Genomic DNA, 10,875 nt, shown 5'->3' on the forward strand with positions numbered 1-10,875 from the left:
GGCCTTCCCCTCTCAACTCGCCACGCCGTGTACCAACCTCATGGCCGAGTACAGCTAGATCAGGAGCCTCTCCACCGGCCAGGACGGTTCAGGTTGGTGTCCGACCCGAAGGTGTCCACCACCCGGTTGCTCGCCGAGATCCGTGAACAGGGCTACCCCGGCAGCAGGAACCTGCTCGTGCGCTACCTCAGCCAGGGCCGCGCCGACACCGAACGTGGTTCTCCTGCGCCCAGACGCCTGGTCTCATGGATCATGACCCGCCCCACGGACCTGCCCGAGCGCGAACGCACCCACCTCGATGACCTGGTGAGCAGCTGCCTGCACCTCCACGCGCTGCTCGAGCACGTCCGCGACTTCGCCGCGCTGCTCACCGAGCAGCCGCGGCGAGGACCTGCACGACTGGATGAGCTCCGTCGACGGCAGCGACGTACCCGCGCTGCACGGGTTCGTCCGTGGCCTGCGCAAGGACCTTTCCGCCTTCGTGGCCGGGCTGACCCTGCCCTACAGCAACGGCCCCATCGAAGGCGCGAACACCAAGGTCAAACTGCTCAAGCGACAGATGTACGGCCGAGCCGGCTTCGCGCTGCTCCGCCGACGCATCCTGCTCAGCTGACCCGCCGCACCACCACTTCTGAGCCAGAGCCGATGTTCTTACAGTCCTATTCTGCGGCCCTGGGGGACTGTTTCAAGATCGGTGTTTCCGGCCCGACACGCCGGGCTGAGGTCCGGCGAGATGGGCACTGTGAGTGATGACATCGAACCTTGTGAGTCCACGGCAGGATGAGTCCGGGCCGACGCGGAAGTTGTCGGCGGAGTAGGCCGCTGCGGCGGCGATGGTGGCCGAGGCGAAGGCACGCGGTCTGGCGTTGACCGGCCCGGACGGCCTGCTGAAGCTGTTCACGAAGAATGTGCTGGAAACGGCGCTGAATGAGGAGATACCGAGCACCTCGGACACGCCAAGAATCAGGCGGACCCGGAGCGGGAAGCCACGAACGTGCGGATGGGTCGCGTCCGAAGACGGTCCTCTCGGACGCCGCCGGTGAAGTCCAGATCGAGGTGCCACGGGATCGCGAGAGCAGCTTCGAGTCACAGATCGTGAAGAAGCGGCAACGCCGCCTCACGGATGTGGACGAGATCGTGCTGTCCCTGTACGCGAAAGGCATGACGACCGGGGAGATCTCCGCGCATTTCTCCGACATCTACGGGGCGTCGGTGTCGAAGGAGACGGTCTCACGGATCACCGACAAGGTCGTCGCCGAAATGAACGACTGGGCCGCCCGTCCGCTGGATGCGGTGTACGCGGCGGTGTTCATCGATGCTATCCACGTGAAGGTTCGGGACGGGCAGGTCGCCAACCGGCCGGTCTACGCCGCCATCGGGGTCACCGTGGACGGCGGTAAGGACGTGCTGGGGCTGTGGATGGGTGTGGGCGGTGAGGGCGCCAAGTTCTGGATGAGCGTCCTGATCGACCTGAAGAACCGCGGCGTACGCGACGTGCTGTTCCTGGTCTGCGACGGCCTCAAAGGCCTCCCGGAGGTCGTGGCGAACGTGTGGCCATAAACAATCGTCCAGACGTGTGTCGTGCACCTGATCCGGAACACTTTCCGGCTGGTCGGCCGCCAGGACTGGGATGCGGTGAAGCGGGACATCAAACCAATCTATGCAGCGACCGGCCCGGACGCCGCACTCGCTGCCGTAGACGAGCTCGACGAAAAATGGGGTGCAAGTACGGTGCGATGGATCCGACTCTGGCGCAACGCCTGGGAAGAATTTACGCCGTTCCTGGACTACGACGTCGAGATCAGAAAGGTGATCTGCTCGACAAATGCCATCGAATCGCTGAACGCCCGCTACCGGCGGGCCGTCCGAGCTCGGGCCATTTCCCGACCGAGCAGGCCGCGATGAAGTGCCTGACCCGCAGCCTCGACCTGACCGGGAAGGGCCGCGTCCGGTGGACGATGCGGTGGAAGCCTGTGATCAACGCATTCGCCATCACGTTCGGTGACCGCTGGCCGGGAGCCGAGACCTACTGAGCACGACGCCGGAAACACCGATCACGAGACAGACCCCCTCCGACCGAAAAGGCTAGGGAGCCGATCACGGTCCCGATGCAGCCCCGTCCATCCGGACGGGGCTGCTGTCATGTAGGGGGTCTGCACGTCGGCTCGCCGTGGGAGTGGGTCGGACGCCTGCGGCCTGGCCTGCCTTCGAGCCCCTGTGTCGTCAAGCCGAGGCAGGTTCGTCACGCCGGACGCCGCAGGACCCCCGCGGCGGCTGGCGTGTTCGCGCTCGCGATGGCGTCGTCGACGAGCTCGTCGATCACCTTCGTCGGGATGAGGTACCGCGCCCGGATTCGGACGGCCGGGAACTCCTCTGCCCGGATTGCGCGGTAGAGCGTTGAGGTGTCGACGCGAAGCAGCTCGGCGGCCTCGGCGACGGTGAGGAAGGTGCGGGCGGTGGGCATGGTCGCTCCTCTGTCGTGGGAGCCGATCGTCGGTCCCGATCGTTCAGGACCCGTGTCCACCCGTTCGCACCCCGCTCACTCGGCCGCACGGCGGGGTGGTCGGGGCATGCGTGCGGCGGCGACCTCCGCGGCTTTGGGGTCGGAGGCCGCGACCCATGCTGCGTAGACCTTGAGTGTGGTCGCGCCGCCTGCGCCGTGGCCGAGGCGGCCGGCGACGGTTCGCAGGTCGACGCCCGCGGTCAGGAGTTCGGTGGCGGAGTAGTGGCGCAGGGCGTGGATGTGGGTGTCGATGCCTGCTCGTTCGGCCATGCCCTTATATCGCTGGGTGACGGCGTTGGGGGAGTAGGGCTCGGAGTGGTCCGGGGTCTTCAGCCCGGAGAACACGAAAGTCTGGTCGGTAAGCGTGGCGCCGAGTGTTCGCAGTCGTTCGGCGACTCGTTCGCGATGTTCCCGGAGCAGGGTGACGGTATCGGAGTCGAGGGCGATGCGGCGCGCCTGGTGGGTCTTGGTGTCCTTCTCGCGACCGCGAACCCAGGTGCGGCGGATGTCGACGACCTCCTCGTCGAAGTCGATGCGGCCGAAGCGCAGGCCGCAGACCTCGGCGCGGCGCAGGCCCGTGGTCATGACGAGCCAGACGAGGGTGCCCCAATCGTCGTCCATCGCGAACGCTCGCTCGAGCAGGAGCGCGGCCTGGCGGGACGAGGGCGGATCGGGCTCGGGAGCCTTGGCACGGGGGAGCTGTGCGCCACGGGAGATATTGGTGTCGAGCCAGTCCCAGCGGACGGCCATCTCCATGGTGCCGCTGATGACCGCGTGCATCTGCCGGACGGTGGAGACGGCGAGCGGGCGGCAGGTGTGTGCCGGAGGCTTAAGCGTCATCTTCGGGTCGTTGCAGCGCAGTCGACAGCGGCGCAGCGAGACATAAAGTTTCTCGAGGAGCCGCGGGTTCAGATCCCGCAGCGGCGTGTCCCCGATCGCAGGGAGCAGCGTCCGGGTGAGGTAGCCCAGGTAGGTGTGGCGGGTGCTCTCTTCGAGCTCGGTGGACTGGAGCCACTTGCTGGAGGCCTCGCGGAAGGAGATGGAGCTCTCGACGGTTCGCGCCACGTCGACACGCCGAAGAAGCCGGGTGAGTGCCTTCTCGGCTCGCTTGCGGGCGGTTGCGTCGGTTCCTGAGATGGTCTCGGTGAGGTAGGACCGACGCCCGGTGACCGGGTCGTCTCCGGCCGAGACGCGCACCTGCAGCGACCGCCCGCGCACGCGGATTGCGCCGCGGCGGCGGGGGTCGGAGGAGGGGTCGGCCAGGGCCATGAACGCAAGGTAGGAGAAGCTCGTTCGCGAGTTCGTGGCCAAATTCGTGGCCAAGCGTCTGGGTCCAGATCATGAACTCTGCGTCCACGCAGGTAGGTGTGGTGCCCCCGGTCAGATTCGAACTGACACTGGACGGATTTTGAGTCCGCTGCCTCTGCCGTTGGGCTACGGGGGCGCCCTGGTGGCTCCGGTGTGTTCTCGCTCGCGTCGGGCGGGATCACACGACCAGGGCAACCTGGGCGCAACCTTATCGCCGGTACTCTGAACCCTCGCGTTCGACCCGCAGCATAAGGAGATCCCCCCGTGAGCCAGCCAGTGTCCGAGGACAAGACGACCGACGACGGTCCCGCCGTCGGCTGGCGCGTCCTCGTGGTGGAGGACGAGGCGCTGATCCGCCTCGACCTGACCGAGATGCTCGGGGAAGAGGGCTACCAGATCGCGGGTGAGGCGCCGGACGGCGAGGCCGCGATCGAGATGGCCCGCGACCTCAAGCCCGATCTCGTGATCATGGACGTCAAGATGCCCAAGAAGGACGGCATCGAGGCGGCGGCCACGATCGTCGAGGAGAAGATCGCGCCGGTCGTCATGCTGACCGCGTTCAGCCAGCGCGACCTGATCGAGCGCGCGCGAGACGCCGGGGCCATGGCCTACCTGGTCAAGCCGTTCGCGCGGCACGAGCTGGTGCCCGCGATCGAGCTGGCCGTCTCCCGGTTCGCCGAGAAGCGCGCCCTGGAGGACGAGGTCGCGAGCCTGCAGGACCGGTTCGAGACCCGCAAGGTGATCGACCGGGCCAAGGGTCTGCTGATGGCCAAGCAGAACATGACCGAGCCCGAGGCCTTCCGCTGGATCCAGCGCACCGCGATGGACCGCCGCACCACGATGAAGGCGGTCGCCGAAGCCGTCATCGAGGGGCTGGCGCCCGCGAAGGGCTGATTCCGCGAACCACCCGAACAGGGCCGTCCCCGATCCGGGGGCGGCCCTGTTCGCGTCCGAAGAGATCTTTACCCGGCGGTAATGACCCCACCCGGGGTGCGATATTGGACACGTGTTAAGAGAGTCTGCCCTGGTCAGCGGCACGCAGCTTGATAACGATATGATAACTACACACTTTCGGTGGCGCTCCGGTGACTCTCCGCGATATCCGGTTGCGGTCTGGTAAAGCTGGCTCCGCTCGGCGTGACGGGGCCCCCGCCGGTCCCCTAACGTCCGCGACGCTCGCGGCAGCTGATCGCGGGTCGGGCGGGTCGTTCGGGGGACCCCCGTCGGACGTTGGTGCACGGAAGGACATGACATGAGTCGGACGCGGAAGGTCGCTGCGACCGCCGCACTGCTCGCCGGGGCCCTTGCGCTCACCGCGTGCAGCACGAATCGGCAGGAAGCCACCGGCGGCGGCGGCGGGAGCTGCGACACCAGCAAGGGAACGCTGGTCGTCGGGTTCGTGGCCCCGCTGTCGGGCAGCCTGTCGGCGCTGGGCCTGGGCATGAAGAACTCCACCGACCTGGCGGTCAACCAGGCGAACCAGGCGTGCAAGGTGCCGGGTTACAAGCTTGCCCTGCAGGCCGAGGACGACCAGGCGACGGCCCAGATCGCGGGTCAGGCCGCGACGAAGCTCGCGTCGGACCCGAACGTGGTCGGTGTGGTCGGCACGCTGAACTCCTCCACCGCGCAGACCGTGGCGCCGATCCTGTCGCAGAAGAAGATCGTCCAGATCTCGCCTGCGAACACCAACCCCACGCTGACCCAGGGCGACAACTACCAGACCGCCCCGGCACGGCCGAATGCCACGTACTTCCGCACCGCGACCACGGACGCCATCCAGGGCCCGTTCGCCGCGCAGTACCTGGTGCAGAAGCAGGGCAAGAAGAACATCGTCGTGATCGACGACGGCAAGACCTACGGAGCCGGTCTCGCGGGCCAGTTCGCCGCCGAGGCGCAGAAGCTGGGCGCCGCGGTCCCCGCCCGCCTGAAGGTCGGCGAGAAGGACACCGACTTCTCCGGCGTGATCACGCAGGTCCGCGGCCTCAACCCGGACGCGGTCTACTACGGCGGCGAGTACCCGGTCGCGGGCCCGCTGTCGAAGCAGCTCGCGGACGCAGGCATCAACGTCCCGCTGATGGGTGGCGACGGCATCGTCGACGCGACCTACACCCAGCTGGGTGGTCGGGCCGGTGACTTCGCCACCAACGTCGGCGCCCCGCCGGAGCAGCTGCCGAGCGCGAAGGCGTTCATCGACGCCTACTCGGCGGCGGGCTACAAGGAGCCGTACAGCGCGTACGGCGCCCTGACCTACGACGCGGCGAACGTGCTGATCGACGGTCTCTCGAAGGCGGTCGGCAACGGCACCTTCTCCGACGCCACCCGCGACGGGCTGATCGCGGCCGTCCAGGCCACCAACATCCAGGGTGCGACCGGCGCGATCTCGTTCGACCAGTTCGGCGACACCACCAACAAGGTCCTGACGGTGTACGAGGTCAAGGACGGCGCGTTCGCGCCGATCGAGACCGGCTCGTACCAGGCCAGCTGACCGGAGGCCCCCCACCCGGGGGCGCTGCTGAGCAAGTTCACGAACGGGGACGGGACCAGGCGCCCGTCCCCGTTCGTGCACGCGGGTTGAGGAGATCCCTCGGTTGTCCACGTTCCTGTCCCAGATCGCGAACGGGCTGATGTTCGGCTCGCTGATCGCGCTGATCGCCCTCGGCTACACGATGGTCTACGGGATCATCACGCTGATCAACTTCGCGCACGGTGAGATCTTCATGGTCGGCGCCTACGGCGGCCTGGCCACGCTCACCTACATCCTGCCCGCCGCCGTCGTCACGAAGTGGTACCTGGCCCTGCCGATCGCCCTGGTCGCGGGCGCGCTGGTGGCCATGCTCGTCGCGGTCGCCATGGAGCGGTTCGCCTACCGGCCGCTGCGCAACGCGCCGCGGCTCGCGCCGCTGATCACCGCCCTCGGCGTCTCGGTGGCGTTGCAGGAGGCGATGCGGGTGTTCTACCCGGGCGCCACCGCCGCCATCCCGTTCCCCAACCTCTTCATCGAGGGCGCCTTCGTCATCCCGATCGGGGACGGTGTCGTCATCCGCTACACGGGCGTCCTGCTGATCGTCGTCTCCCTCGCACTGGCCTTCGGGTTGGAGCGGTTCGTGGAGCAGACCCGGATGGGCCGCGCGATGCGGGCGACCTCGCAGGACCGCGACGTCGCGCGGCTGATGGGCATCGACCCGGACCGCGTGATCGTGCTGACCTTCGCCATCGGCGGCGCGCTCGCGGGCGTCGCGGGCGTGCTGTACGGCAGCTACCTCAACAACATCAACATCGACATGGGCTTCCAGAACGGCATCTTCGCCTTCACCGCGGCCGTGCTCGGCGGCATCGGGAACATCCGGGGCGCCGTCGTCGGGGGCCTGGTCATCGGCCTGGTCCGCGCACTCGGTGGGCAGTACCTGCCGGGCGGCACGGCGTACGACTACGTGTGGATCTTCGTGGTGCTGATCATCGTGCTGGTCTTCCGGCCGCAGGGCTTCTTCGGCGAGTCCGAGCGGGTGAGGGCGTGACCACGACACTGGACGCACCGGCCGCCGCGCCGGTGCAGCACACGGGTCGGATGGGCGGCGTGCTCAACGCCCTGGCCCCCTTCGCCCGGATCGGCATGATCGTCGGTGGGGTGCTGTCGATCCTCGGCGCCTTCCTGCCGTGGGTGACCTTCGTGCTCAACAAGGGCGCCTATCCCGAGCGCGCCTCGCTCAACATGTTCATCGAGCCACTCGGCCTGTCCGGGTTCCGGCTGCACATCGTGCTGCTGGGCCTCGCCGCCGTGGTGATCGCGTTGATCAGGGTGCCCGCGCAGCACCGGATCGTGCGGGGGCTGGGGATCGGCGTCACCGGGGTCGCCCTGCTCAACGGCATCTGGATCACCGTCGAGGGCGGCGGGCTGGGCGCGATCACCGCCGCGGACGGCGCCATCGCGTTCGGCGCCGTCATCGCGCTGGTCGGTGGCCTGGTCACGGTGCTGGCCGCGTCGGCGGGCGGGCTCGAGGCCCGTCCCGAGTGGGACTGGCGGCTGCCGTGGTGGGCCGAGTGGATCCTGCTGCTGGTGATCTTCGCGCTCGTCCTGCTGCTGGTCGCCGAGGTGCTGACGAGCGGTGGCCAGGGCGGCGTCGTCAACCCGTACGCCGGTGTCGTCTTCCTGTCGCTGCTGGCCGCGCTGGTGGGAGCGCTCTCCGCGCTCTCCGCCTCCGGCCTGCTCACCTGGGTCGGCGTGGTGTCCGAGCGGCACCGCGTGTTCAGCGTCGTGGTGCTGCTGGGGTGTGCGCTGGCGCTGCCGTTCACCAACGCGGGCACCGAGTACTGGATGACGGTCGCGTCGAACATCGGCGTGTACGCGGCGACGGCGATCGGGCTCAACATCGTCGTCGGGCTCGCGGGGCTGCTGGACCTGGGGTACGTCGCCTTCCTCGGCATCGGGGCGTTCACGGCGGCCAACCTGTCCGGCGCGGCGGCCTCGGTGATCGGCATCCACCTGCCGTTCCTGCTGGTCATGGTGATCTCGGCGGTCGTCGCGGGCGTCTTCGGCGCCATCGTCGGCTCGCCGACGCTGCGGGTGCGCGGTGACTATCTCGCGATCGTCACGCTGGCCTTCGGTGAGATCTTCGTGCGCAGCGCGCAGAACAACATCGCGGGCCTGACGGGCGGGGCGAACGCCATCCCGAACATCCCGCCGGTCGGGCTGGGCAGCTTCCAGTTCAACGACTCGATCAGCATCGGCGCCGTCCGGCTGCCCAGCGGTGTCCTCTACTACGTGGCGATCGTGCTGCTGGTGGCCTTCGTGATGCTGGTGTTCGGCAACCTGAAGAATTCCCGCCTCGGCCGCGCCTGGATCGCCATCCGGGAGGACGAGGACGCCGCGGCCGCCATGGGCATCCGGACCGGGCCCATCAAGATCCTCGCCTTCCTGCTCGGCGCGATGCTGGCCGGCCTGGCGGGCGCGTTCTTCGCCCACAAGACGGCGGTCGTCGCGTACGACTCGTTCCGCTTCCTGGAGTCGGTCACCCTGCTCGCCGCGGTCATCCTCGGCGGCATGGGCACCATCCCGGGCGCGGTGCTGGGCGCGTCGATCCTGTTCGTGCTGCCGGAGAAGCTCCGGGAGTTCGCGGACTACCGGCTGTTGATCTTCGGTCTCGCCCTGGTGCTGATCATGCGGTTCCGGCCGCAGGGCATCATCGCGGACAAACACCGCAAGGCGGAGCTGACCGAGGATCCCGAGGACGCGGCGAGGGAAGCGCCCGGCGCGCTCCCGACGGAGGTGGCTCCGTGAGCGAGGAGACCGGGCTGCCCCCCGAGCTGGAGGCCCCTCCCGAGGAGGTCAAGGCCGTCCTCGCGGACGACATGCACATCGCCACCGGCACCCGGGAGCCGATCCTGGAGGCCGCGGGCGTGACCATGCAGTTCGGCGGGCTCCGCGCGCTGAACGACGTGACCATGTCGCTCAAGGAGGGCGAGGTCATCGGCCTCATCGGGCCGAACGGCGCGGGCAAGACCACCTTCTTCAACTGCCTGACGGGGCTGTACACGCCCACGTCGGGCGCGGTCACGCTGCGCGGCGAGCAGATGCCGCAGGACCCGAGCCGGGTCACCGAGGCGGGCGTGGCGCGGACGTTCCAGAACATCCGGCTGTTCCCGAGCATGACCGCACGGGAGAACGTGCTGGTCGGCAGGCACGTCCGGATGAAGCAGGGGCCGATCTCCTCGCTGCTGCACGGGCCGCGGTTCCGGCGCAGCGAGGCGGAGGCGAAGGACCGGGCCGAGAAGCTGCTCGCCTTCGTCGGGCTGAGCCGGTTCGCGGACGAGCTGGCCCGCAACCTGCCCTACGGCGACCAGCGCAGGCTGGAGATCGCCCGCGCCCTGGCCACGGACCCGTCGGTGCTGCTGCTGGACGAGCCGACGGCGGGCATGAACGCCCAGGAGACCGAGGCGACCCGGCAGCTGATCTTCGCGATCCGCGACCTGGGCGTGTCGGTGGTGGTGATCGAGCACGACACGAAGTTCATCTTCACCCTGTGCGACAGGGTGTTGGTGCTGGTCCAGGGCGAGCTGCTGGTCGAGGGCTCGCCGGACGAGGTGCGTGGCGACCCGCGGGTGATCGAGGCGTACCTGGGTGCGCCGCCCGAGGAGATCGAGGCCCAGCTGCACACCGGGGCGAACCCCGCGTCCGACACCGTGGAGGGTGAGTCCTGATGGCGTTCCTGCAGGTCCGTGACCTGGTGGTCGCCTACGGGGCGATCCAGGCGGTGCGCGGGGTGTCGTTCGACGTCGAGCAGGGGCAGATCGTGTCCCTGATCGGCTCGAACGGGGCCGGGAAGACCACCACGTTGCGGACCCTGTCCGGGCTGCTGCGGCCGGTGTCCGGCACCGTCGAGTTCGACGGCGAGCAGATCCAGAAGATGCCCGCGCATTCGATCCTGTCCCGCGGGGTGGCGCACAGCCCGGAGGGCAGGCGGCTGTTCGCGCGGATGTCGGTGGAGGAGAACCTCCGGCTCGGCGCGTACACCCGCAGGGACGAGGCGGGCATCACCAAGGACATGCAGCGGGTCTACGACCTGTTCCCCGTGCTGGGGGAGCGGCGGCAGAACAAGGCCGGGCTGTTCTCCGGCGGCGAGCAGCAGATGCTGGCGATCGGCCGGGCGCTGATGTCGCGGCCGAAGCTGCTGATGCTCGACGAGCCGTCCATGGGGCTCTCGCCGATCATGACCCAGCTGATCTTCGACACCGTCAAGGAGCTGCGGGACGAGGGCACCACGGTGCTGCTCGTCGAGCAGAACGCGTTGGCGGCGCTGGGTCTGTCGGACAAGGCGTACGTGATCGACCTCGGCCGTACCACGCTGTCGGGCACGGGGGCGGAGCTGCTGGCCGACCCGCGCGTCCAGGAGGCCTATCTGGGCGAGGGCGTCGGCGCGGAGTAGGCGCGCTGCTCGCGCACGAACGGCACTCTTGTGCGGTAGGTCCGCACGAGAGTGCCGTTCGTGCGCGACGGGGTGGGACTGCTCAGACCCGAATCCGCGAGTAGCGGCTGGCCGGGGACGGTGAGATGACGATAGGTGCCCGCT

General features: G+C 68.6%; 9 protein-coding genes, 1 tRNA gene and 1 pseudogene. 8 read left to right on the plus strand and 3 right to left on the minus strand.

The features are described 5' to 3' along the window. Window positions 1-391 precede the first annotated feature (391 nt). Window positions 392-613 (plus strand): transposase, encoded by a 222-nt coding sequence (locus tag ABD993_RS20000; RefSeq protein WP_345420533.1) that lies wholly within the window; start codon window positions 392-394, stop codon window positions 611-613. Window positions 614-833: 220 nt separating this feature from the next. Further along, window positions 834-2,033: pseudogene (locus ABD993_RS20005) on the plus strand (IS256 family transposase). A gap of 209 nt (window positions 2,034-2,242) precedes the next feature. Here ABD993_RS20005 and ABD993_RS20010 read toward each other — a convergent pair. From ABD993_RS20010 to ABD993_RS20020, 3 genes are all read right to left on the minus strand, one after another. Further along, the gene (locus tag ABD993_RS20010) at window positions 2,243-2,464 is read right to left on the minus strand and encodes a helix-turn-helix domain-containing protein (RefSeq protein ID WP_345420512.1); all 222 of its coding nucleotides are present in this window, start codon (window positions 2,462-2,464) and stop codon (window positions 2,243-2,245) included. A 75-nt stretch (window positions 2,465-2,539) separates the two neighbouring features. Then, window positions 2,540-3,772 (minus strand): site-specific integrase, encoded by a 1,233-nt coding sequence (locus ABD993_RS20015; RefSeq protein WP_345420515.1) that lies wholly within the window; start codon window positions 3,770-3,772, stop codon window positions 2,540-2,542. A gap of 99 nt (window positions 3,773-3,871) precedes the next feature. After that, window positions 3,872-3,947, minus strand: a tRNA-Leu gene (locus tag ABD993_RS20020). Window positions 3,948-4,075: 128 nt separating this feature from the next. Here ABD993_RS20020 and ABD993_RS20025 point away from each other — a divergent pair. The 6 genes from ABD993_RS20025 to ABD993_RS20050 all read left to right on the plus strand — a co-directional run bounded on the left by ABD993_RS20025 (window position 4,076) and on the right by ABD993_RS20050 (window position 10,731). Then, complete coding sequence (locus ABD993_RS20025) at window positions 4,076-4,705, plus strand: ANTAR domain-containing response regulator (protein WP_345420518.1); 630 nt, start codon at window positions 4,076-4,078, stop codon at window positions 4,703-4,705. 358 nt (window positions 4,706-5,063) lie between these two features. Next, window positions 5,064-6,296, plus strand: a complete 1,233-nt coding sequence (locus ABD993_RS20030; protein ID WP_345420521.1) for a branched-chain amino acid ABC transporter substrate-binding protein — start codon at window positions 5,064-5,066, stop codon at window positions 6,294-6,296. Between the two features lie 103 nt (window positions 6,297-6,399). After that, window positions 6,400-7,326: a branched-chain amino acid ABC transporter permease gene (locus ABD993_RS20035; protein WP_345420524.1), complete on the plus strand. Its 927-nt coding sequence runs from the start codon at window positions 6,400-6,402 to the stop codon at window positions 7,324-7,326. Next, entirely contained in the window at window positions 7,323-9,086 is a 1,764-nt protein-coding gene (locus ABD993_RS20040) for a branched-chain amino acid ABC transporter permease (protein ID WP_345420527.1), read from the plus strand. The genes ABD993_RS20035 and ABD993_RS20040 overlap by 4 nt, the downstream gene beginning before the upstream one ends. Then, on the plus strand, window positions 9,083-10,006 hold the full coding sequence (locus tag ABD993_RS20045) for an ABC transporter ATP-binding protein (RefSeq protein ID WP_345420530.1): 924 nt from the start codon (window positions 9,083-9,085) through the stop codon (window positions 10,004-10,006). Before ABD993_RS20040 ends, ABD993_RS20045 begins: the two co-directional genes overlap by 4 nt. Then, window positions 10,006-10,731, plus strand: a complete 726-nt coding sequence (locus tag ABD993_RS20050) for an ABC transporter ATP-binding protein (RefSeq protein ID WP_425569063.1) — start codon at window positions 10,006-10,008, stop codon at window positions 10,729-10,731. Before ABD993_RS20045 ends, ABD993_RS20050 begins: the two co-directional genes overlap by 1 nt. Window positions 10,732-10,875: the final 144 nt, after the last annotated feature.

Source organism: Pseudonocardia xishanensis, from assembly GCF_039541715.1.
In the GTDB taxonomy this organism is placed as follows: domain Bacteria; phylum Actinomycetota; class Actinomycetes; order Mycobacteriales; family Pseudonocardiaceae; genus Pseudonocardia; species Pseudonocardia xishanensis.

Excerpts from the sequence above, each read along its gene's own strand:
- ABD993_RS20050 (WP_425569063.1), top strand. The coding sequence starts at position 10,006 with ATGGCGTTCCTGCAGGTCCGTGACCTGGTGGTCGCCTACGGGGCGATC.
- ABD993_RS20015 (WP_345420515.1), bottom strand. The coding sequence starts at position 3,772 with ATGGCCCTGGCCGACCCCTCCTCCGACCCCCGCCGCCGCGGCGCAATC.
- ABD993_RS20030 (WP_345420521.1), top strand. The coding sequence starts at position 5,064 with ATGAGTCGGACGCGGAAGGTCGCTGCGACCGCCGCACTGCTCGCCGGG.
- ABD993_RS20010 (WP_345420512.1), bottom strand. The coding sequence starts at position 2,464 with ATGCCCACCGCCCGCACCTTCCTCACCGTCGCCGAGGCCGCCGAGCTG.